17 protein-coding genes are annotated in these 23,629 nt (G+C 35.5%); 6 read left to right on the top strand and 11 right to left on the bottom strand.

From position 1 onward, the window contains the following. Positions 1-6: 6 nt before the first annotated feature. The gene (locus tag PHD84_06010) at positions 7-1,461 is read right to left on the bottom strand and encodes a TolC family protein (GenBank protein MDD5637350.1); all 1,455 of its coding nucleotides are present in this window, start codon (positions 1,459-1,461) and stop codon (positions 7-9) included. After that, the gene (locus PHD84_06005) at positions 1,461-2,525 is read right to left on the bottom strand and encodes a TolC family protein (GenBank protein ID MDD5637349.1); all 1,065 of its coding nucleotides are present in this window, start codon (positions 2,523-2,525) and stop codon (positions 1,461-1,463) included. The genes PHD84_06010 and PHD84_06005 overlap by 1 nt, the downstream gene beginning before the upstream one ends. 325 nt (positions 2,526-2,850) lie before the next feature. Between PHD84_06005 and PHD84_06000 the strand changes: the two genes are divergently transcribed. Both PHD84_06000 and PHD84_05995 read left to right on the top strand, forming a co-directional pair. Continuing rightward, positions 2,851-3,285, top strand: coding sequence for a MarR family transcriptional regulator (locus tag PHD84_06000; protein ID MDD5637348.1), 435 nt, complete (start codon positions 2,851-2,853; stop codon positions 3,283-3,285). A gap of 125 nt (positions 3,286-3,410) precedes the next feature. After that, positions 3,411-4,811, top strand: coding sequence for an MATE family efflux transporter (locus PHD84_05995; GenBank protein MDD5637347.1), 1,401 nt, complete (start codon positions 3,411-3,413; stop codon positions 4,809-4,811). A gap of 188 nt (positions 4,812-4,999) precedes the next feature. On the opposite strand, the gene PHD84_05990 is transcribed toward PHD84_05995, so the two are convergent. Further along, complete coding sequence (locus PHD84_05990; protein ID MDD5637346.1) at positions 5,000-5,443, bottom strand: hypothetical protein; 444 nt, start codon at positions 5,441-5,443, stop codon at positions 5,000-5,002. Between the two features lie 1,076 nt (positions 5,444-6,519). On the opposite strand from PHD84_05990, the gene ilvB reads away from it, so the two are divergent. The 3 genes from ilvB to ilvC are packed head-to-tail and all read left to right on the top strand — an operon-like array spanning position 6,520 to position 9,735. Then, complete coding sequence (gene ilvB / locus PHD84_05985) at positions 6,520-8,202, top strand: biosynthetic-type acetolactate synthase large subunit (protein MDD5637345.1); 1,683 nt, start codon at positions 6,520-6,522, stop codon at positions 8,200-8,202. After that, on the top strand, positions 8,199-8,693 hold the full coding sequence (gene ilvN, locus PHD84_05980) for an acetolactate synthase small subunit (GenBank protein ID MDD5637344.1): 495 nt from the start codon (positions 8,199-8,201) through the stop codon (positions 8,691-8,693). Before ilvB ends, ilvN begins: the two co-directional genes overlap by 4 nt. A 43-nt stretch (positions 8,694-8,736) precedes the next feature. Then, positions 8,737-9,735, top strand: a complete 999-nt coding sequence (gene ilvC / locus PHD84_05975; GenBank protein MDD5637343.1) for a ketol-acid reductoisomerase — start codon at positions 8,737-8,739, stop codon at positions 9,733-9,735. A 173-nt stretch (positions 9,736-9,908) separates the two neighbouring features. Here ilvC and PHD84_05970 read toward each other — a convergent pair whose 3' ends face one another. After that, positions 9,909-10,301, bottom strand: a complete 393-nt coding sequence (locus PHD84_05970; protein MDD5637342.1) for an FMN-binding protein — start codon at positions 10,299-10,301, stop codon at positions 9,909-9,911. Positions 10,302-10,348: 47 nt separating this feature from the next. Then, entirely contained in the window at positions 10,349-11,347 is a 999-nt protein-coding gene (locus PHD84_05965; protein MDD5637341.1) for an FAD:protein FMN transferase, read from the bottom strand. 322 nt (positions 11,348-11,669) lie between these two features. On the opposite strand from PHD84_05965, the gene PHD84_05960 reads away from it, so the two are divergent. After that, complete coding sequence (locus PHD84_05960) at positions 11,670-14,507, top strand: PAS domain S-box protein (GenBank protein MDD5637340.1); 2,838 nt, start codon at positions 11,670-11,672, stop codon at positions 14,505-14,507. 208 nt (positions 14,508-14,715) lie between these two features. Here PHD84_05960 and PHD84_05955 read toward each other — a convergent pair whose 3' ends face one another. The 6 genes from PHD84_05955 to PHD84_05930 form a co-directional block, all read right to left on the bottom strand. Then, the gene (locus PHD84_05955; GenBank protein MDD5637339.1) at positions 14,716-15,624 is read right to left on the bottom strand and encodes a carbohydrate kinase; all 909 of its coding nucleotides are present in this window, start codon (positions 15,622-15,624) and stop codon (positions 14,716-14,718) included. Between the two features lie 36 nt (positions 15,625-15,660). Continuing rightward, positions 15,661-16,923: a zinc-binding dehydrogenase gene (locus tag PHD84_05950; GenBank protein ID MDD5637338.1), complete on the bottom strand. Its 1,263-nt coding sequence runs from the start codon at positions 16,921-16,923 to the stop codon at positions 15,661-15,663. Positions 16,924-16,953: 30 nt separating this feature from the next. After that, the gene (locus tag PHD84_05945; protein ID MDD5637337.1) at positions 16,954-18,204 is read right to left on the bottom strand and encodes an SDR family NAD(P)-dependent oxidoreductase; all 1,251 of its coding nucleotides are present in this window, start codon (positions 18,202-18,204) and stop codon (positions 16,954-16,956) included. Positions 18,205-18,242: 38 nt separating this feature from the next. Beyond that, positions 18,243-19,574 (bottom strand): PHP domain-containing protein, encoded by a 1,332-nt coding sequence (locus PHD84_05940; protein ID MDD5637336.1) that lies wholly within the window; start codon positions 19,572-19,574, stop codon positions 18,243-18,245. A gap of 68 nt (positions 19,575-19,642) precedes the next feature. Continuing rightward, positions 19,643-22,099, bottom strand: coding sequence for a thiamine pyrophosphate-dependent enzyme (locus PHD84_05935; protein MDD5637335.1), 2,457 nt, complete (start codon positions 22,097-22,099; stop codon positions 19,643-19,645). Between the two features lie 62 nt (positions 22,100-22,161). Then, positions 22,162-23,400 carry a dihydrolipoamide acetyltransferase family protein gene (locus PHD84_05930; protein ID MDD5637334.1) on the bottom strand — a complete coding sequence of 413 codons (1,239 nt, stop codon included), beginning with the start codon at positions 23,398-23,400 and terminating at the stop codon, positions 22,162-22,164. Positions 23,401-23,629 lie beyond the last annotated feature (229 nt).

The raw sequence follows: 23,629 nt of genomic DNA, 5'->3' as shown, positions 1-23,629 counted from the left end.
TATATTTTAAACTCCCTTCTGTAAGTAGCCAATAAATTGGGCTAATTTCAGCCTATCAACTAACCATTGGTCAAGAGACTGTTTTACGCTTAATTCTTTTTCTTTTAGTACTAACAAGCTATTTTCCCATTGAGTTAAGCTGATAGCTCCCTGTTGGTATTGTTGTTCCATTATTTTAACTTTATTTTGTTCTTTTTCCAAGGACATCATCTGGGTTTGCAAAACAAGCTGGTTATATTGGTCCTGGTCTAATAATTGTTCGGCTTCTAATTTTAGTATTTCTATTAAATAATCTATATTTATATCTTTTCTTTTAATATCTTCTTCTTTTTGTTTTACTTTAAGCTCCTGCGCACCTCCATCAGCTAAGTTAACTGCAAAATCAATCATAACAAACCAATCACTATCAGGATAAGTATAGCCACCAGAAAGATTTATTATCAGCTTATCAGCATCTTTAGTCCATTGCAACTCTTTGAGTAGTGCTTCCTTTTCCAATAAACTATTTTTGACCTGATAATTTTCCCGTAGAGCTTGTTCAACTAATCCATCACCAGCATGACTGGTAATGGGGAAATTCTCCATTTGATTGAGAAGAGGCTTTAAAAAATCGGCATCTTCATCAAACCTCACTGTGGTCTCTTCTGGTAAATTAAGCGAAAGAAACCATTGTTTCCGAGCCTGTGCAAGCTCTTGGCTTGCACTCCAGTGTCTATTTTTTATCTCTTCAACGGCTATCCTTGCCTCTGTTTCTTGTTGATAACCACCCTCACCTAATTCTATTTGCGCTCTTACCCTGGTTAAATCTTCTTCTGCCAGTTCCAGTTGCCTGGAAACTATATTAACCTGCTCCTGCAACCGAATTATATTTAAATATTTCTGGATAAATTCAATCTGTTTTTCCATTTCTTTCCACCTTAACTCTTCTAATTTCATCTGTAGGTTGTTCTCCAGAGAATAAACCTGCCTTTCCTGTTCAGTCCAGGTCTCCGGGTAAAGTTTTTTATCTAACCTGATACTGGCATTTACTTCATTAACCATATCTTCCAGGAGATGGTTAGTTAAGTTTTCCGACTGCCAGGTTACCTGGCTGGTAAGGCTCAAATCATAGGCTAATAACTTTTTTGCTGATAAATTAAGCTCAATATCAGGAGCAAATCTATTTTCTTCTGCCTCTATAAGATAAGAATCACTCTTTCCCCCAAAACGCCAAATAGGAGTTATATTCAAATCAACCTGGAAAGACTTTTCTGCTTCCAGTATTTCCAGATTACGTTTTATATCTTCTATGCTATAACGAAGGCTTTGTAAATCATGATTGCACTCAACGCCCCACTGCAAAGCTTCTTCTGGACTAATTTCTCTGGCATAATTTGTTCCTGAATGAAGTAACAATAGTAAATATAGTATAACAATAAAAATAACCTGACATCTATTTCTTATTAAATGTGAATATCTCATTACTTTATCTCTCCTTCATCCAAAATACCTATTATTCTCTGTAATTCCAGATAGGTTTGATAGTATTGCCGGACTGATGAGATTAAACGATATTCGGCATCCAGAACTCCAATGTCAGCTGAGAGCAATTCATCAACTGTCCGTAAACCAGCCTGTACCTGTCTATTAATGATTAATTCATTTTCCTTCATCTGCTTTAAACTCTGCTCACATAACAGAATATCATTCTTGCTTTGCTGGTAATTCTGCCATCGGGTTAATACCTGAAAATTTAATTCCTGTTCTAATATTGACTTTTCCAATTTGACAATCTCCAGGTTATTTTCCAGTTTTACTATTTCCAATTGAGGTTCCCGATCAATTCTGGCTTTCTCCAATCTTATCCGATTTAACTCTACTTCAATCACTTTACTTTTCAGGATAAGACTATTTTCTCGAGACTTCGACAGTGCAGTAGCCAGATCTATTTCCGGAAGCTGTGGTATTTCTATGGCTCTTACTGAAATTTCGGTCTCCTGTGTTAGGCCTAAATTATTTTTTACTTCAATCAGTAATTGTTGGTAATCCAGCTTTGCTTTTTCATAAGAGAATAAAGCATCATAATAGGCATTCCCCTGCTGCAACAGGTCCAGATCAATACTGTACCCGGTAGTAACCTGTGCCTCTACCTCTGATAAAACCGCTCTTTCCAATTCGACATTCTTCTCTTTACGTGTAATATCTTTCGCTGCCAACATTAATTGAAAATAATTATCTACTACCTGAATAATCAGCTCGTCTTTCTGATTCTGGAAGGTATTCTGTTGTTGTAAAATATTCAACTCTTTTTGTCTGTTGAGCATTCCAGATTGAGCTAATAAATTTTCTGCTTCTAACTGAGAGGCATCCAGCTCAACATTATCCAATTGGTAGCTGGCTTTTTTAAAATTAAGGTTATTGGAAATTGCCAGATCAATCATTCGAGAAATATCGAGAGCAATCTTCTCCTGTGCTAGGACTGGACAGTAAAAGATAGCTATAGCCAGAAAAAGAATATAACCGCCTATTAACCATTTGTTCTTCATAGAGAACTCCCTTCCTGAAAATTTAGATGAATATCATATTTTCAATTACTCTGTTATTATATAGGGTAATTTTAAAAAGGAGTTAAAAAAAATCTTAAATTTTTATAAAAATTGCTCTTTCTTATTGACAAAAGAATAATCGCCCTTATAATATATTTAGCTAGCTAAATATTTAATAGTATAGAAATTTTTTAAAATCTTAATACTATTAAATATTCTTTTTATATAAGATATCAATACGTGTTAAATTAGATTTATGATACAAAATATTAAAGACATGGTATTCAAGAGAAGGATCCCTTGAATATTTTGGGTATTTATTTTTATGGAACAAAATAAAGTATATAGCATTCCCAGGCTTATTATGGGAATCGGTCATCATCTGAAGATGCGAATGGATGAAAAGTTAAGCCAGAATAATCTTACTATATCGCAATTTAGGGTATTAGCCTATTTATGGGAACATGGCAAGCAGAATATTAATCAAAAAATGATTCATGAATTTTTGGAAATCAAACCATCTTCCCTGACTAAATTAATCAGATTATTACAGCAAAAAGATTTGATTAGCAAAGAGGCTGATCCAAATGATTCCCGAAACAAAATCATCAAACTTACTGAAAGAGGAATGGAAATAAAAAGGATATGTCTTAAGAATATTGCTGACTCAGAAGCATATCTCTTGCAAGATTTTACCCGGCAGGAAATTAATACCCTTACTGATTTCCTGCTCAAGATTAAGGAAAAAATAAAGCATTAATAGCTTCTTTATGTTTAATGAACCGTAAAGTTGGCCCTTTCTTTCTCTTTATTAAAGAAATTAATATGAATATTAACTAAGCATTTATTTTTAAAAATAGAATATATTCGTGAGGATTTAAGTGAATGGATGAAAAAAGAATAAAAATACTAAGAGATGAACCCCCTTTAAAGGCAATTTTGAGTTTGTCTATTCCCACAATTTTAGGCATGCTGGTTCAGGTATTCTATAATCTTACCGATACCTTTTTCGTGGGAAAATTAAATGACCCTTTTCAGGTAGCTGCCGTTTCGGTAGCCTTTCCTATCTTTATGATGTTGATGTCAGTTGCGGGCATATTCGGATTTGGAGCGGCATCTTATATCTCCAGATTGTTGGGGAAAAAAGATTATCTGATGGCCAAAAAGACCAGCGCAATTGCTTTTTATGCCTGCCTGATTGCAGCGCTATTGGTTACTGTCGGAAGTCTGATTTTTATATCACCAATCCTGAGATTAATCGGAGTTACCCCGGAAACCCAAAGATATGCTTATGAATATCTGTCAATCATATTCCTGGGCAGTACCGTGATGATAACCAAATTTATGCTAACCCAGTTACTTCGCTCAGAGGGAGCAGCAAAGGTAGCCATGATTGGTATGTTTATCGGAACGGGAATCAATATTATTCTCGATCCTATCTTCATCCTCACCTTGGGATATGGTGTAAAAGGAGCGGCAGTTGCCACCCTGATAGGACAAGTAATCGGTTTACTGTATTATTTCAGTTTTTACATAAAAAAGAAGAGTATTATATCCATTCATTGGAAATATTTTTCTTTACAAAAAGAGATTTTTCTGGAAATCTTCAGGGTTGGGATTCCCGCATCCATACACACTCTAATGATCAGTATTGCCCAGACGATGGGAAATTACGTGGCAGCCAGCTACAATGACATGATTGTAGCAGCCTATGGCATTAATCATCGTATTTTTTCCATGTGCATTATGGTTTTAATCGGACTATCAGAAGGTACACAACCTTTAATTGGTTATAGCTATGGCGCCCAAAAAATTAGCCGGCTCAATAAAATTATTAAAACAGCCGGTATTATGGCTACCAGTATCTCTATTTTTTTTGTCATATTCTTCTATCTTTTCGCCGGAAAGCTAATTCAAATCTTTATTAATAACCAACAGGTCGTAACCTATGGGATTCAGATTATGCGCGCCATCATCATTGCTCTACCCTTTGCCGGAATTCAGTTTTTAATAAGAGTTAGCTTCCAGGCGTTGGGCAAAGGAAAGCCCGCTTTGATTTTAGCCTTAGCTCGACAGGGTTTATTCTATATACCTGCCCTTTTTATCCTGAACAAATTTTTTGGATTTTCTGGATTTATTTATGCCCAACCATTTGCCAATATTCTCACTTTTCTGCTGGCAATCACTCTGTTTAATAGGATTAGATGGCAGATTATCAATGAACATCGAGAAGCAGAAAGAAGGGCAGTTGCTACTAAACTGGACGAATCTTATTTAGAAATCTAATTAACTCTTTTTTAGATAAATAGCGGGAAACTCTTATTTTTTAAAAATAGTTTGAGAATTCCCCGCTATTTACCAAAATATCTATTTGTTTATATTTGCTTAAAAGTAATATTTTTGTACTTTATTGCCGAGGTATCTTATTTATTTTACTTTTTTATTAATAATACTTTTAGTAAAGATATTTCTTCTTAGCTAATAGTAAAATCTTTAACTGCTAGTAAAACATTATCTATATATATCCTTACCTTCCAGTCACCGGGCAGGTTTACCGCATAACGATCCCTAATACCAATCCAGTACCAGGAACGATAATTCTGGTAATTTCCTGGTTCCATCCCTAACTCGCCCACATGAAAAATATTACCCTGTGGGTCTTCCCATTCCCAGATAATGTTAAATTCTTCTAAAGAAAAATAATTAAATCTTATCCAGCAAACTACCTTCTCATCCCAGATTGAGAAAGATGAAGTCTCGAAAATTGGATTGTTTTCCTTTACATCTTTACATAAGGATATCTCGCCAAGATATTGGGATTCCTGGACTACCTCTTCCGCCTGAATGGATAGAGTACCTGCTAAAAAGATTATCAGTAAAATACACCAGTATATGTTAAAGATATTTTTATTATTCATTTTCCCCTCCTAAAGATTTTATTTTAATGCCTCTCCTATATTTATACCAGAATTTAAAAATGAAGAATATTTTTACTTTTTTAATTATTTACCATTATTTTTCTTGCTCCAATTTCTACTCCTCAATATTAATTTTATAATTACTTACGTTTTATTGCAAACCATATTATTAAAAAATACATTAAAATATCGCCTCAGTAAGCTCGATTTTACTCTCTAATAATATGAAGCTGATATTACCCTTGATACTCCATATAGGTGCGCCTTTAAACTTTAAATCAGCTAAAAAGAGTTCACTTTTAATTTTTAATTCACACCAGAAAAAATATTATTTGACATATGTTGGGTTTTTTAGTACAATCCATAGAAATTTAATATAACCTAAAATAGAAGACAGTTAGGCAAAGCAATGAACTAAAGAGAGCCAGGAAATGGTGTGAACTGGTAGTTCTACTTTGTTGAAAATCACTTCTATTATCTAAACTGACCATCAAATGAATCCAGTCGCATTTTTAATGCGTTATGCCAATTAAGTAGTATAAAGAAATATTATTTTCTTTATCAAATTAGGGTGGTACCACGAATCCTTCGTCCCTATTTTAATTAGTAAGATTAAAATGGGAAGAAGGATTTTTTTATTTTCGGGAGTATGCCTAGGGTTCCGTTTTTATTAAAAGTCTGGACCAAGTGGCATAAAATGCGTTTCGGATAAAACGTATTACACCGTGGGTAAAAAAGACCCCAGCGGATAGGTCCCAAATTTTACAATTAAGGAACTATCCCTGGGGTTTAACTATATCTATTTATGTTAAATTAAGGAATTAATGTGCTCGATTATATTTTATGGACGGGGATATAATTCCTATAAATTTTTACGCCTTAACTAACTTAGATTAAATAGTATTTATTATAAAAGAATATTAAAAACAAGATATGGAAGAAATTAATAAATATTACACTTGAACTTAATTTTAGGGGTTCTCAAGAGGAAGTAGTTCCCTTGTATATTCTAACAGATTGAGATTTATGGTAATTACTAAAAACAACAAAAATATAAATATCTTTAATAAGGAGGGATGGTTGTGAAACTAAGTGGGACCGAAATTATTGTGGAATGTCTAAAAAGAGAGAAAGTCGAGGTGGTTTTCGGGATTCCCGGAGGTGCCATTATGCCTCTTTATGACACTATTTACCAAAAAGCCTCCTTCACTCATATCTTGACCAAACATGAACAGGGGGCAGCACATGCCGCTGATGGTTATGCCCGAGCAACTGGTAAGGTAGGAGTATGCTTCGCCACCTCTGGTCCGGGAGCTACTAACCTGGTAACCGGTCTAGCTAATGCTTATTTAGATTCTATACCAATAGTTGCTTTCACCGGACAGGTTATTTCGCCATTTATTGGTACAGATGCTTTCCAGGAGGTAGATATTACCGGTATCACTCTACCTATCACCAAGCATAATTATCTAGTAATGAACATTAAAGATCTTGCTTCTACTATCAAAGAGGCATTTTATTTGGCAAAAAATGGGAGACCAGGACCAATTTTAATTGACTTACCCAAAGATGTTCAGCTTGTCCAAACAGATTTTTCTTATCCGGAAAAGGATAAATGCACTGGTTACCGGCCTACATTAAAAGGAAATTTAAATCAAATTAAAAAAGCGACTCTGGCTATTCAGAAAGCGAAAAGACCAATTATTTATGCTGGTGGAGGAATAATCAACTCCAATGCTGCCCAAGAACTACAAGATTTTGTTCAAAAAACAAATATTCCTATCACTACTACTCTGATGGGATTAGGAAGTTTTCCCGAAGAACACTGCTTAGCGCTGGGAATGCTGGGAATGCATGGTACATATTATGCTAACACTGCCATGAGTGAAGCAGATTTAGTTATAGCCCTGGGAACTCGTTTTGATGACCGGGTAATCGGGAGTGCTAAAGATTTCTGTCCTGATGCCAAATTTATTCATGTAGATATCGATCCAGCTGAAATCAGTAAAAATGTTAGAGTAGATATTCCTATTGTGGGAGACCTGAAATATGTTTTGACTAAACTAATACAATTTACAGAATCCAAACCGGAAAAAGATTGGGTAAATAGAATAGCTCATTTAAAACAAAAGTATCCTTTGCAATACCACCATGATGATCAGTTAAGGCCCCAATATATCATTGAAAAACTATATGAATCAACCAAAGAGAATTCTGTTATTGTCACTGATGTTGGTCAACACCAGATGTGGGTTGCTCAATATTATAAATTCAGCTACCCTCGAAGCTTCATCACCTCAGGAGGATTGGGAACAATGGGATTTGGTCTACCAGCAGCTATAGGTGCTCAAATCGGGTGTCCAGAGAAAAGAGTCTTTTGCATAGCGGGAGATGGCGGATTTCAGATGAATATCCAGGAATTAGCTACTGCCATTTATAATAAAATACCCATTGTAGTTTTGATTATGAATAATGGTTATCTGGGTATGGTCCGCCAATGGCAGGAATTATTCTTCGGAAAAAGATATTCCGCAACTAGCCTGGAAGGTAGTCCTAACTTTGCTCAGGTTGTTCAGGTTTATGGTGGAAAGGGAGTAAGGGTTTCCAGGACTGAAGATTTCAACACTGCTCTGGCTCAAGCATTGTCCGAAAGAACCTTTTTCTTAATAGATTGCCTCATTCCATCCGAAGAAAATGTATTGCCTATGGTGGCACCCGGTGAATCAATTAATAAAATGTTAGGAGTGAATGAATCATGAAACATACTATTGCTATTCTAGTTAAAGATCATCCCGGAGTATTGGCACGTGTTTCCAGTCTCTTTAATCGCAGAAGATTTAATATAGATAGTATTGCAGCAGGGCATTCAGAAAAGAAAGGCATCACTAGAATTACCATTGTAACAGAAGGAGATGAGCATATTCTGGAGCAAATTACCAAGCAGCTCAATAAATTGGTTGATGTAATAAGAGTAAGGGATCTTCCCAGGGATATTTCAGTAGAGAGAGAATTAGCCTTAATTAAAGTAAGTACCAAATCGGTTGATCAGAGAACTGAAATCATGCAACTGGTCGATACTTTCCGGGGACATATTGTAGATATTGAGAAACAGGCTCTCACTATTGAAATAACTGGAACACAGGAAAAAATAAATGCCAAATTAAAATTACTGGAATCTTTCGGTATTTTAGAAATTGCCCGTACTGGTAAAATCTCTCTTTCCAGAGGAGCACAAAGAATCTTAAATTAATGGTTATCAATTAATAATAAAAATTATAAGGAGGAACTGTAATATGGCAAAAATTTATTATGATGAGGATGCTGACAAGAGTTATTTACAGAATAAAACTGTAGCGATCATTGGTTATGGAAGCCAGGGAAGGGGTCAAGCTCTAAATCTTAAGGACAGTGGAATTAATGTTGTAGTGGGACTAAGAGAAAATGGTAAATCATGGTCAAAAGCAAAAAATGATGGCTTAAGAGTAGAGAGTATTGAGAAGGTTGTGCAACAAGCAGATATTGTACAGATTTTAATACCAGATGAAATCCAACCACAGATTTGCTGCTTAAACAGGATTCTGGAAAATCTGAAAGAAGGAAATACTTTGATGTTTTCACATGGATTTAATATTCACTTTAAACAGATTATACCGCCTGAATATGTTGATGTTATAATGGTTGCCCCTAAAGGACCTGGTGCCATTGTCAGAAAGATGTATGTTGAAGGGCGTGGTGTGCCCAACTTGATTGCTATATATCAGGATTTTACTGGTCATGCCAAAGATACAGCTTTGGCTTACTCTCAGGCTATTGGCGGAACTCGTGCTGGTGCTATTGAAACCACCTTTCAGGAAGAAACTGAAACTGATCTATTTGGAGAACAGGCTGTTTTATGCGGAGGTGTGGTAGCTTTAATTCAAGCCGGTTTTGATACCCTTGTAGAAGCAGGTTATCAACCTGAAGTAGCCTATTTTGAATGCTTAAATGAATTAAAATTAATTGTTGATCTTATCTACGCCGGCGGAATCACCCACATGCGTGATAATGTTAGTAATACTGCAGAATATGGTGACTTAAAATCGGGTAAACGTATTATTACTGAGGAAACCAGAAAAGAAATGAAAAAATTATTAGCGGAAATACAGAATGGCTCTTTTGCTAGAGAATGGCTTCTGGAAAACCAGGTAGGGAGACCATTCTTTAGCGCTATGAGGGATAAAGAGTCTAATCTTCTCATTGAAAAAGTGGGCGAGAAGATACGTGCAATGATACCATGGATTAAGGAAGGATAATATTTATCTACCTAATATTAATAATATTAATAAATGGAAAAAACAAACTGGTCTATAAGTAATATGGGTATATTTAATAATATCGGAATTTCAGAGAAATTCCGATATTATTAAATCATCTTTTCTAAATAAATTATTCAGGGATATTGAAGGAGAGGAATTCCCCTTGAATATTAGCTTTGACTTTCTGGTGTTAAAGCATTTTCGATAGATTTCAAAACTGCTTTTGTATTAACGGTAGCACCGGATACTGTATCAATCTGCAGTGACTGCTTTTCTTTTACCAGTTGAAATACCTTTTCGCTAAAAGCATTCATTCCTGACCAATCAGAAGCTTTAACCATTTTAATATCAGTTATAGTATGATCTTTCACTGTCACTTCTAACTCATTTTTCCAGCGTCCGTCGGTAAATGCACCTTGATAAACTCCATCTTTTAACTTACTCAAATCTATATCATTAATTACCATCTTCCTATATTTACTCATACCCTGAGTGGCATAGATGAAACCACCTAAACCAATTACTAGAATTGCTAAGACAATATAACCGAGAATTCTTAACATTTTATTTTTGATCCTCCCAAACATTTTTTTACTCCTTAATAGTATTATTAAAATTGATATAAATTATAACCTTCTTCAATTAATTGAAATTTACTTAGTATACCGCGAGAAAAATATATTTGTCTATGATTATTTACCATAATTGCTTCTACATCGGCATAATGACAGAGCAAATTTATCCCTTCTTCCAGTCCTGCTATAAAAATAGCAGTAGATAGTACATCTGCCAGCATTGCATCGGGATAAATAATAGTAACACTATTCAATCCACTATTGGACGGGTAACCAGTAAATGGATTCAGAATATGATGATATTTCCGATTTCCCTCTAAATAAAAACGCTCATAATTCCCGGAGGTGACTACAGAAGTGTCACTAACCGCAACAGTTGCCAGACATTTACCTCTCTTCTGTTCAGGATCTTGTATTCCTACCTGCCATAATTTACCATCTTCTCGTTTGCCAAGTACAGCTACGTTACCTCCTAGATTAACTATTGCGGAATGAAGACGATTTTCCCGATAAAGTTCTATCACACAATTGGCTATATAACCCTTTGCTATTCCTCCCAGGTCTATTTTCTGTTTTTCTTTCTGTAACTTCACTCTGCCCTTTTCTTCCTCTATCAGAATATCCTCATAATTTATCTTTGTTAATGCCTCTTCTATTAAATGGTGGGGTGGTAGCTGTCCTACTTTACCATATTGTTGCCAGAGATTAACCAATACGGCTATGGTGATATCAAATAGCCCCTTAGTGAGACGAGCATATCTCTTTGCTTCTTTGATTACCAGAAGAGACTCTGGAGAAACTGAAGTCCATGCTTTTCCGGCTTGCTGGTTTATTTGGCTTATCTGGCTGTTTATATTATAAAAACTCATTATTTTTTCCAATCTATCAATCAACTTAATTACTTCTTTAATTATCTCCACGGTCTTAGCTTTGGAAGAGCTAATCTTCTGATAAATTAAAGTACCCAATGCATAGCTGAAGTGAGAACATGCTTTATAGTTCAGGTCATCCTGGTTAATATTAATATGAGACATCAGCTTCTCTATTCTTTCTTTTGCATAATTGCCTGTTAATTAAATTCTAATAACATTTGATTGATTATAGCATATATTTTTCATTATAATATAATCAACTAAAAATAATAGCTTATTTAAAACAAAGCCTCATCTGGCAACGTTTCCTTATTCCCGGAACTTCAAGCAAATAATACTGATTTTTCACACTCTAACCTTTTTAACAAAACGAATAGAGCCACGAACGATAACATGTTTAACATACTTCCAGATATTGCCTTTACATATGACCTCAATCTAACTTATAATTATTAATAAACAAATAATAAGAAATCTAAATAGTATGAAAAAGTATTTGTTACATTCAGATAAAAAAATAGAAAAACAAAAAGTATATTTTTGTTCCAAAGATAGTTTGATTCAGGAATGCACAATCTTCCAATATAATCCAGAAGCTATGCTTTTTGTAGATAAAAACAGAAGGGTGCTGGCAATAAATCCCAGATTCAGTCAACTTTTTGATTACCAGTTGGAAGACATGCAAGGTAAAAAAATCGATACTTTTATTTTATTTTCAAATAATGAGCAGAAAAGTTATGTAGATTTTTGGGAAAAGCCCGGTCAACAGTTTTGCATCTCTGATGCCATACTAACCAAGAAAGACCATTCTATTGTGGAAATAGAAATTTCTGCCTCTCACATTTATAGCTCTAGGCAGAATCATCAAGGAGTTTTATTAACCTTTAAGGATATCACCCAGAGAAATGAGAACGAAAAGCTAAACAAGGTCTTATATAACATTTCCAAGGCAGCTAACTCAAATATCTCTTTGCAAGAACTTTATGATACTATTTATCAGGAGCTTAATAATATTATCTATGCTAAAAATTTTCATATTGCCCTCTGGAACAAAGAAAAAGACAAGATTATTTTTACCTATTTTATTGACGAAAAAGATAACTCAGATGAAAAAGCAAATAAACGGGAAGTATTGGAAACTCTGGCTAATTACAATATAAAATATGGCAAATCTCTTCTGGCAAATTATGACCAGATATTAAAGTTTGCTGAAGCAGGGCAAGTTAACATTGCTGATATTGGAACATTGACTGAGGAAACCTCCTGGTTGGGAGTACCGCTTAAAAGTGGAAATCAAATTATCGGATCCATGGCAGTAGTCACTTATGATAAACAAGATAGATATTCTGAAAAAGATATTAATTTAATGGAATTTGTTTCCGAACAGGCAGCCACCGCCATTGAAAGAAAGAGATCGGAAGAATCCTTGCGTCAAAATGAAGAAAAATTCGTTTCCCTCTTCCGAAGCAATCCTCCTGCTACCCTTTATCAGGATGAGGAAGGCACAATATTGGATATTAATCTTAGATTTACTGAATTATTTGGTTATAAGCGGGAAGATGTAATAGGTAAAAATATCGATCAAATCAATTTTTATCCCCCGGAAAAAACAAAGGAAGGTAAGAAGTTAACCAGAAGTGCTTCCCGCTCAACCTTGATTAAATATGAAACTTACCGCAGGTCAAAAGACGGCAGAGATATTCCTGTTCAAATTTCAACATCTCAAGTTAAAATTAAAGACCAGGTTCGAGGAGTTATTGCACTCTATGAAGATATTACCGAGCAAAAACAAAATGAGAAATTGAAGCAAGTTCTCTATAATATTTCTCAGGCTGCCAACTCTAAGATAACTCTTGTTCAACTTTATAGTATTATTCATATCGAACTGAAAAAAGTCATAAATGCTGATAATTTTTATATTGCCCTTTTAGATGAAAGTACTAATGAATTATGCTTTGTCTATTATAATGATGAAAAAGAAACCGATTTCTGTGCAAAAAATATAAACCAAAGAAATACTCTCACTGACTATCTCATTGAACATCAGCAGTCTCTCCTATTAAATTACAATCAGATTCAGGAATTAGTGCTGGAAGGCAAGGTTCAAGATCCGGGAGCTGTTACTAAGGACATATGCTGGTTAAGTGTCCCTCTGGAAACAGAAGGCAAGGTTATCGGAGCTATGACTGTCCAGAATTATTACAATCCTGCTAGTTATTCGGAAAAGGATATTAAACTTATGGAGATAGTGGCAGATCAGGTTGCCACCGCTATTGTAAGAAAACAAAGTGAAGAGAAGATCACTTATATCAGTTTTCATGATACTCTCACTGGTCTATACAACAGGGCTTATTTTGAAGAAGAATTAAAAAGAATGAATCATCCCAGGTTTTTCCCTCTGAGTGTAGTAATGATTGATGTTAATGGATTGAAAGCAGTTAATGATGCCTTTGGACATCACCAGGGAGATGAGTTATTAAAAAATTTAGCTAAAACACTAAAAAGCAATTCTCGGGAAGTTGATGTTTTGGCACGCTTGGGAGGTGATGAATTTGCTATCATTCTTCCTAATGCCTCAATATCAGAAGTGGAAGCCTTCAGTCAGAGAATAAATAATAGTTGCAAACAAAACTATTTCCAACCAGCGTATCTTAATCCTAACATTTCTATAGGATTCGCTACTCAAGAGGGTGCCTTAATTAATTGTGAAGGAATTATAAAAGAAGCTGACCATAAAATGTATCAAAATAAACTATTCAACGCCAAAAGCAGAGAAAAACACCTTCTGAACGCTTTCCTGACCATACTGGCCGAAAGGGATGTACATACAGAAAGTCACGCCCAACGTTTGGCAAATATTTCCTCTATAATGGGTCAAAAAATTGGCTTAAATCATTATGAACTAAATAGGCTTCACTTATTGGCTTTGTTACATGATATTGGTAAAATTGGTATTCCCGAAGAAATTCTATTCAAAGCTGATCCTCTGACTAATGAGGAATGGGAAAAATTAAAAAATCATTGCCAGATTGGCTACCGTATTGCCAAAAATATTCCTGATTTCTCTTCTATTGCCAAAGAAATTTTATACCATCATGAACGATGGGATGGCACAGGATACCCGGTGGGTTTGAAGGAAAAAGAAATTCCCTTGCTCTCCAGGATTATTGCTATTTTTGATGCTTATGATACTATGCAATCCAGTAGAAATTACAAAAAAACACTAAACCAGAAGGAAGCATTGGAAGAAGTAAGGAAAAATGCAGGCAGCCAGTTTGATCCAGACCTGGTTACTATTTTCTTAGAAATTATAAGGTCATAGCTTTATAAATAATATTTTTTATTCCTATTAAGAATTAATTTTGGAATTAATAGTTAATTTTGGTAAAAATAAATTACCCGACAATAGCCGGGTAATTTATTTAGGAGGTTTAAAAATGAAAAAGTTTATTTAAAAAGATATTTTTTAATTGATAAAAATTTTAGCACTTATTTTTAATATGTCAAGGGATTAAGTAATTTTTTAACGTTTATTTTTTCCTGCTGGTGCCAAAACTTCTAATCTGTTTTCTTAGCTGTGCAGAATATTCCGGAACAGCTCCAGAACGGCTAGCCACAAATGCTCCTACCAGATTAGCAAATATTGCTGATTTTTCAGCACCTGCTCCTGATAAAAAAGCAAACAAAAATGCCGCACTGTAACTATCACCTGCCCCCACCGTATCCTGAACCCTTGTTTTAACACCAGGAATAGAATAACAATTATCTCCTTCATAGACCAAAGAACCCTTCTCTCCCAGGGTTAGGCATAAGATTTTTAGCTTGTATTTTGAAGATAACGCCTGAAAGATATCTTCTCTACAGTGGTTTTTACCAAATAATAGTTCAGAAATATTAATAGCCTCTTCTTCATTCAGTTTTAAAATGGTACTAAAATGTAAAGATTGTTCAATCCATTCTCTCTGATAAAAGTTCTGTCTAAGATTGACATCATAAAACATCTCTCTACAGGATAAATTTGACAATAATTCATAAAGAAGATCTCTATTAACTTCTGAACGCTGAGCTAAAGTACCAAAGCAGAAGGCATCCCAGGTCTCTTTTAATAATTTATCCTTAGATTCTTTTCTTAACATAATCTGATCCCATGCTACCCCTTTGTGTATGTTATATTTTGGGTATCCCTGCTGGTCTACATACACCTCAACCTTCCCGGTTGGCAAATCCAGATTAGTGGTAATATACTGAGTATCAAGTCCATACTTTTTGGCAATTCTTAAGGCTTCCCTGCCTAATTTATCTCTTCCTACCGCAGAAATAAATGTTGACTTAACACCCATTCCGGCTAAATGGCAGGCTAAATTGAATGGTGCACCACCTATATACGCCTTTCCTGCAATGATATCCCATAATAATTCACCAAATGATAAAACTTTCATTGTTCTTTTTCCTCTTCACAAATCTATATATAGCTTTTAAATTGGTTGAGCATTGGCAAGCAAATACTTTTCTGCCTGTGGTGACCATAACCCATTAGTTGCTGACAAAATATTAGCCAGTCCTCTCATTACAGGTTCTTCCTTTGCTTTTTGCGGTATTTCGGAAAGGGCAGTAAGATTCATTTTAATATTGGTGTATACTAATTTCTTTCCTCCAGGAATCGTGGGTAAATTAAGAGTGGTTTCAACAACACAGTTTAATCCACCTATGTGAGTAACCATAGCAGCAGGATTAATAACATTTTTTCCCATCATTTCCAGTGCTTCAATCATATTCTCCATATTTCCGCCACTGCTTCCCACCAGATGGGTGGATAAATAATGAATATTATAAAGATTCACAGTTGCATTAAAATGGGTATCTGTGGGACCGGCAAAAAAATTTAAACATCCATCCCTGGCTAATAAGGAATCCCCTAACTCAACAACTTCCCTTATGGGCGCCATAATGAATATGTCATCATACCCTCTCCCTCCGCTTATGCAAAGTAATGATTTGCTTATATCTTTTTCTTTTAGAGGATTAAGATAGATAAGTTTAACTCCCATTTTTTCAGCTTCAGAAACAGAAAATATCTTTCCTGCTCTAGACAATCGTTGGTCGTCAACATCTGTTATTACCAGTAATCCTGGCCTCTTTTTCCGATGCAGTGCATAATCAATCATACCTAAACCCATCGGTCCAGCTCCTCCTATAATCATCATATTCCCTTTTTCTTTTATTCCCATATAATGAATATATTCTCCTGGAGTAGTATGAAAACTGGTATGAAAGGCACCAATAATACAGGACATTGGTTCTGCTAAAGAACCACTATAAAAAGCTTCACCTTTATAATGAAGTAAACAATTCATTTCCATTACCTGATTGGGGATAATTATATAGGTGGCATCACCGCCAATATAAGGGAAAGAATAGCCAGGAGCATCAAGCGTTCCTTGATAATTTAAAGCCGGTTGAATAGCAAATTTCTCTCCGCTATGAAATTCATGCTGCCATTTTTTCCCTACTTCAATAATTTCACCACAAAACTCATGTCCAATAATGGTAGGATTCTCACGAACATTCTCTGGCACCCGCTTGTGTTTTTCACCCTGAATAGCTGCTTTATAAGATGAAAGACATAAACTATCTGAAATAACATGAGCTAATATTTCATCATCCTGCCTAGGAGGTAACTCAAACTCTTCCAGCCGTAAATCATTTTTTCCGTAAATTCGAACTGCTTTTGTTTTCATCGTATTACCCTATTCCATTTATATCATTGATTATCTTAATAAGACCTGCCCACCAGCAACAGGTATCGCCTGACCCGTTTCATACTTCTGTCCGATAACATACAATACTGCTTTTACAATATCTTCACAACTACAACCCCTGCCCAGAGGTATTTTTGATTCATAGAATCGCCTAACATCATCAATATTACGAGCCCTTGGTACTTTGCCACTTTTTAGATATTGTACAAAAAGACCATTTTGGGGATCAGACCAGAGAGGACCTTCGAAAAAATTACCGGGACATATTGCATTTACCTTAATATTATCTTCTAATAATTCCTTAGCAAAGCTTTGTGTTAATCCTATACCGGCAAACTTGCTTCCAGCATAAGCACAATTCTTATAGGAACCTTCTAATCCAGATTTGGAATTAATTTGAATAATATCAGTTATATAATCAGGGTGACCCTTGTTCTGCCAAGCCATTACCCGGGAGGCATATTTGGTACATAAAAAGTAACCAAAGTAATTTACCTTATTGACAAACTCAAAATCCTGAAAATTCATTTCCTTAACACTTTCAGCTTTCAGTACACCTGCATTATTAATAAATACATCTATTCCACCTGTATTTCTAACAATCTCCTCGGTCATTTCCTGTACTGATTGCTCATTGGTCACATCAACGCTTACTGCGAAAGCACACTTTTTATTATAAAGATAATTCAATTCCTCCACCAATTTTGCAGCACCCTCCCTATTAATATCAGCTACAAATAAGAAGGCACCCATTTTAACCAGGTTTCTGACCAAACAGGCGCCAATTCCCTGGGCACCTCCGGTAACTACAATGATCTTTCCTTTTACACTGCTGGTAATCTCATATTCCAGTTTAGCGATACTTTTCTGAGGAACAGGCACATTTATTAGTTCAGTTAAAGGCTCTTTCTGTGTATCCAGACATTCTTGATACGTAGAACCTGAAAATAAAATCATATCACTATCTAATACAATAATATGGGGATGATATTTATGTCCCTTCAGATATTGCTGATAATCCTGAGAAAGTCTTTTTATGATATCATCTTTCTTTTCTAAGAAGGACTCTTCATCAATGAAAAGTTCAATAGTAAGAGGTGGGTTTAACAATTTTCCAGTTCTGGAAAGTTCATGAATTTTGTGCTTGAGCTGTAAAATTTTTCCCGGATTCTTCTCATACTTGATATACCTACCCTTTTCACCATCAAAACTAAGACCTCTAATCAGAGGAATAAGCATATTTAGAAATGAATTTTTCATAAAATCCTCCCGGTGGTAAAGATTAACCAGAGAATAATTTATCCTTCCGGTAATAAATGAGCTACCTTCTCTGGATTATAGGGATCAATTTGTCGGCCAATAGCACCATAAACTTTTAGTTTATATCTTAAGGAATGGTTTCCCAAAGGATTCTGCTCATTAAAAAGAGCGTAGCGTAGATTGTAATTTGCTAATTTCTCATGAGCAATTAAAGCCCAGGTCATATCAATTAAATGTTGAAATGGTGGTTTTAGTATTTCAGGGCAATTAAAACTTTGTCTGGGCTGATTGATATCCACTCCACTTATCTCCATCAAATTATATTCCTGACAGAGCTGCTGTACTTTTTTTAATTGCTGGATGGTATTGCGAGGTGGCATATAGGTTACTGCTTTAAAATCAACACTTTTTATCTCAGTAAATAATTCTTCTAAATAATCATCTTCAAATTTCTGGCTCTTCTTATCGCCAGTAGGAGATTCTAATACATCACCTAAATAGGCATAGGCTGGAATACCATAGATAGAATTAGCAAAATTTATTGCTTCATAAACTGAAATACACTCCTGATAGTCAGGTTCTATATAAATATTTTCCATGAATGAACTCTTTAAAATTCCTAATAAATCATAAAGATAGTGGGGATTATTGGATTCAATTAAGTATAATTTGATTTTTTCTGGAATGATAATTTTTAATTTTCCTTGCAAAAAACTAATCAATTTTTTACCTTTCCCGATTTGCTGAACTAACTTTTTGGCCAGAGCAAGAAGAAGATGTCTCTCGGTAATACTGCCTCCCTCATCAGCCTTAGATAGAGGGAAAACATTCTGGTAATAATCAATTTTTTCAATACCAAAATCAAATAATAATCGATTCATTCTGTCTACCATTAAATAATTTCTGGCATTACGTCTTTCATTGATGGATTTAAGAAATTCTTTTGTTCTGGTAAACTGGCTCTGTGCTATACCATGTATGGCAATATAGGCAATATTTTTAGAATCAGGACTATTTATTTGCCTTCCTTGTACTTTGGTCTGATTAAAATTTACCCTTATTTCAAAACCTACTGTAGAAGATATTCCTATACTTTTGCAGGCGAACAATAATTCTTCACATCCTGCGATAGAATCATGATCCATAATACCAATAGTTTGAAGTCCAGCTTTCCAGGCTTGAAAAGCGGCGCAGGAAGGAGAATAAGGACTAAAAGAATAAATGGTATGAACATGATTGTTAACCTCTTCGCTTTTCTTTCTAATTATTTTCCCCTTTTTTATCATCTTTCCTATCTCGGTAATTGCCTGCAAGCGTTCTGCTTTAGTTGTACTATTTAATTTTTCTGTGAGATAAATCAAAATATCCATATAACCTGACTTTGATTAGTTCTTAATTTAATATTGTGGTGTAAAATATTTTCAGAAGTGGTAAAAATTTATACACCTTGCTTATTTCTCCGAATAATCTCTTTAATACTCTGCTTGGTGGAAACTTCGTGTCCTGGAAGTGGACATATTCGTTCATGGATGGCATCGATAATCCACTCCTTCTGAGGAAAGAATACCTCTTCCAGCTCAGCAGGGGGAGTAATCCAGTTCCTGGAACCCAATACCACAATAGGTCCATCCAGAAGATCAAATAACAGTTGATGGAGATTAGATGCCACTGTATGGAGAAAAGACCCTCTTTCACAGGCATCTGAAGCTAATAATACTTTTCCGGTCTTTTGAGCAGAATTAATCAATTGCTGGTAATCAAGGGGATTAATGAATCTCAAATCTATAACTTCAGCAGAAAGATGATACTTTTCTTCTAACAACTGCGCTGCTTCTAAAGCACGATACAGGGTAGCACCAATGGTAATTATGGTCACATCTTTTCCTTCTCTTCTAACTATGGGCTCACCTTCGTTGATTTCATAATAACCGATAGGAACTCCCTCTTTGACAAATTGTTCTCCAATGTCATATAACCTTTGACTCTCAAAAAAGATAACCGGATCGGTTCCTCTTAAAGCCAGATTTAACATACCTTTGGCATCATAGGGAGTTGCTGGAAACATTACCTTTAAACCCGGGATATGAGCAACTAAAGAAGTCCAATCTTGAGAATGTTGCGCACCATATTTATTACCTACCGAAACCCGAACTACTAGTGGCATCTTCAACACAGCAGCGGACATAGCCTGCCATTTGGAAATTTGGTTAAAAATTTCATCACCTGCTCTACCCATAAAATCACAGTACATCAATTCCACTACTGCCCGTCCTCCGCTTAAAGCATAACCAGCACCAGAACCAACAATTGCTCCTTCTGAAATTGAGGTATTAAACAAGCGATGATAAGGAAGCGATTCGCTTAATCCGCGATACACACCAAATGCTCCACCCCATTCCCTGTTTTCTTCTCCATAGGCAACCATTGTAGGATCCTGAGAAAAACGAAATAGCATAGCTTCAAAGAGAGCATCCCGATAGGTAAACTGGCGCATTCTGGGTACCTCTTTTCCCTTCTCATCAAGATAATAACGCTCTTTCTGGGCTATAGACTGTACGCGTGAATTTTTATTCTCTGGTATTAATAACTCAGGTTCCCGATCATCCATTTTATCCATCAGTTGGTTGGAAAACATAAACATCTCAATCAAGTTGCCGTTCGGTCTGGGTGATATTTCCTCAGAAGAAGCTAATTGAGTAATATGTTTTATCTTTTTTCTTACCCTTTCCTTTATTTTCTGGCATTCCGCATCATTTAAGAAGCCATGTTCTTGCAGATATTTCCGATAACCTTCCAAACCATCTACTGCCTGCCAGCTTTCGATTTCTTCTCTAGACCGGTAGGTAGAAGGATCAGAGGGAGAATGACCGGAAAAGCGATAAGTAATAGTATCCAATAATACAGGTCCTTCTCCGGCTAATAATAACTTTTTTTTGCGTTTAATGGTATCAGCGACTGCTAAAGGATTGTATCCATCTACTCTCTCACTATGTATATTTTGGGGGTTCACTCCTGCTCCCACTCGTGCCAGATACTGAAAGCCCATAGTTTCACCGGAGGTTTGTCCACCCATGCCATAAAAATTGTTAAAAAAATTAAATAATATGGGAGGAGCTCCTCCGATTTTTTTATCCCACAGAGTATGAAATTGTTCCATAGCAGCAATAGAAATTGCCTCCCATACTGGTCCACAACCCATAGCACCATCACCTATACAGCTTATGACTATTCCTGGTTTTCGGTTAATTCTCTTAAAAAAAGCTGCCCCTACACTGATATCCGCTGAACCACCTACAATAGCATTATTGGGCATACTGCCAAATGGGGCAAAAAAGGCATGCATGGAACCTCCCATTCCCCTGTTAAAACCATCTTTACATCCAAATATTTCTGCTAACACTCCATACAGAATAAAATCCTCTACCAGATCTGAAAATTCACCCTGATGGTGTTTTTCCACTACTCTTAAACAGGAACCATCCAGATAGTCTTGCATAACTTGCCATAACTCTTTTTCCTCTAACTTTCTTGCAGCAGTAAAACACTTAGCCAGAATCTCTCCATGGCTACGGTGAGAACCAAAGATGTAATCATCAGGTTCTAAGTTAAGACACATTCCTACTGTTGCCGATTCCTGTCCTAAAGAAAGATGGGCTGGTCCTGCATGTTTATAATATATTTCCTGGTAGGAACCTTTAGTTTTAATATTATCCAGCATAGTTTCAAACTCGCGAATAATCAGCATATCGTAATATATTTGCTTCAATGTTGATTCTCCATAAAGACTTAACTCTTTCTTAATATCTGGTTGATATTGATTAAGGGGAATACTATCGATATGAATATAACCTTTTTTCCGGACTTCTTTAGGATCAACAAATAATGATTTGGGCATTTACATCACTCCTTCCTGTAGCAATCTCAGTAAAGAAAAACATGGCATAATAATTTTTTTAATTATGGTTTCTCATCAGGTTGATAGGAAAAATTTTCTAAAATAGCAATAACCTGTTGCAAGAAACGGGCAGCAGGTGCTCCATCAATAACTCTATGGTCAAAGGTAAGAGAAAGACCAATATAAGGTGAAAATTCAATAACATTGGTTTTCTTAATTGGTCGTAGTTGGGGACAGCCGATACCAATAATTCCTGTCTGTGGGGCGTTAAGAATCGGAGTAAAGTACTCGACTCCCAGATTTCCTAAATTAGTAATTGTAAATGTGCCTCCTTCCAGGTCTTCAGGTTGAATATTTCTATCTATACATTGCTGGGTCAATTGCTGTACTTTCCGAGCAAATTGCAACAGAGAATATTGCTCTGCCTGATGAAGAACGGGTACTTTCAATCCTTCAGCAGTATCTACAGCAAAGCCCAGATGAACTTCTTTAAACTGGGTTATCATCCTTTCCTGAGCATAACTATTTATAGCAGGATTATTCTTCAATGCTTTAATAATTCCAAACATAATAAGATGATTAATATTGATATCTGGATAGGATAATGTCTCTTTTGTTTCTTTTAATTGAGCGCGATATTCCAGTACCCTTTCTGCTGAAAAGGAAGAATGCAAGGTTAGTTGAGCAGAATTCTGGATGGAAGATAACATCCTCTCGGCAATAATTTTACGAATTCCTTTCATAGGAATTTTCTGATATGATTCAGCTTTTATTTTCTTTTCAGAAGTGGTCATTGCCAGATGCCCTATTGTTTGAATTACCTCTTGCACATCTCTCTCAATTATCCTCCCCTCCGGACCACTTCCTTTCAGAATAGAGATATCTAAATTCTTAGTTATAGCTAAGGTATGAGCTCGAGGAGAAATCTTGATGTGCATACGCTGATCAATATCACCTTTACCTTTCAGTTGATCTAGAGTGGTTTTTCCAACAACAGTCTCAGATTTTAGGGGTACTTCTTTCTTGGTCTCTTCTTTTTTTAAGAGATGTTGGTATTCTTCTCCCAGTTCCCCGATAATAGCAATAGTCTCCATTACCGGTACTTCCTTACCTTCTTTATATAATATCCTTAACAGAATACCTGCCACTGGAGATTCAATTTCGAAAACTGCTTTATTAGTTTCCACTGCACAGATAATTTCTCCTTTTTCTACTCTTTCTCCCTCTTTCTTTTTCCACTCCTGTATTAGACAGCTTTCATCGGAAAGTCCCTTTTGTGGGACAATCACCCTGGTTACCATAACTCGCCACCCCCGATCATTTTTAGGTGCAAGTCAAACAAATATATCTGGTTTACTAATCTGAATGTAATTATATCATTATTATATAGTTTTTGGTTTACAGTTTTTAGTTTTCGGTTAAAGATGCAAAGATATTTAACCAACACATAGGTTACACTTTTGATTCAGGACATAGGTTACACTGTTTACACCTGCTGTTTCTTTTTTACAGTATAAAATGATGATGATA

The sequence above is a fragment of the Atribacterota bacterium genome, assembly GCA_028717805.1.
In the GTDB taxonomy this organism is placed as follows: domain Bacteria; phylum Atribacterota; class Phoenicimicrobiia; order Phoenicimicrobiales; family Stramentimicrobiaceae; genus Stramentimicrobium.
This window is presented reverse-complemented; position numbering and strand designations above follow the sequence as displayed.

Bases quoted from the DNA above. Each gene is read 5' to 3' on its own strand.
- PHD84_05940 (MDD5637336.1), bottom strand. From the start codon at position 19,574: ATGGATATTTTGATTTATCTCACAGAAAAATTAAATAGTACAACTAAA.
- PHD84_05950 (MDD5637338.1), bottom strand. From the start codon at position 16,923: ATGAAAACAAAAGCAGTTCGAATTTACGGAAAAAATGATTTACGGCTG.
- PHD84_05995 (MDD5637347.1), top strand. From the start codon at position 3,411: ATGGATGAAAAAAGAATAAAAATACTAAGAGATGAACCCCCTTTAAAG.
- ilvC (MDD5637343.1), top strand. From the start codon at position 8,737: ATGGCAAAAATTTATTATGATGAGGATGCTGACAAGAGTTATTTACAG.
- PHD84_05955 (MDD5637339.1), bottom strand. From the start codon at position 15,624: ATGAAAGTTTTATCATTTGGTGAATTATTATGGGATATCATTGCAGGA.
- ilvN (MDD5637344.1), top strand. From the start codon at position 8,199: ATGAAACATACTATTGCTATTCTAGTTAAAGATCATCCCGGAGTATTG.
- PHD84_05930 (MDD5637334.1), bottom strand. From the start codon at position 23,400: ATGGTAACCAGGGTGATTGTCCCACAAAAGGGACTTTCCGATGAAAGC.
- PHD84_05935 (MDD5637335.1), bottom strand. From the start codon at position 22,099: ATGCCCAAATCATTATTTGTTGATCCTAAAGAAGTCCGGAAAAAAGGT.
- PHD84_05990 (MDD5637346.1), bottom strand. From the start codon at position 5,443: ATGAATAATAAAAATATCTTTAACATATACTGGTGTATTTTACTGATA.
- ilvB (MDD5637345.1), top strand. From the start codon at position 6,520: ATGGTTGTGAAACTAAGTGGGACCGAAATTATTGTGGAATGTCTAAAA.
- PHD84_06005 (MDD5637349.1), bottom strand. From the start codon at position 2,525: ATGAAGAACAAATGGTTAATAGGCGGTTATATTCTTTTTCTGGCTATA.
- PHD84_05970 (MDD5637342.1), bottom strand. From the start codon at position 10,301: ATGTTAAGAATTCTCGGTTATATTGTCTTAGCAATTCTAGTAATTGGT.
- PHD84_05965 (MDD5637341.1), bottom strand. From the start codon at position 11,347: ATGTCTCATATTAATATTAACCAGGATGACCTGAACTATAAAGCATGT.
- PHD84_06000 (MDD5637348.1), top strand. From the start codon at position 2,851: ATGGAACAAAATAAAGTATATAGCATTCCCAGGCTTATTATGGGAATC.
- PHD84_05945 (MDD5637337.1), bottom strand. From the start codon at position 18,204: ATGAAAAATTCATTTCTAAATATGCTTATTCCTCTGATTAGAGGTCTT.
- PHD84_06010 (MDD5637350.1), bottom strand. From the start codon at position 1,461: ATGAGATATTCACATTTAATAAGAAATAGATGTCAGGTTATTTTTATT.
- PHD84_05960 (MDD5637340.1), top strand. From the start codon at position 11,670: ATGAAAAAGTATTTGTTACATTCAGATAAAAAAATAGAAAAACAAAAA.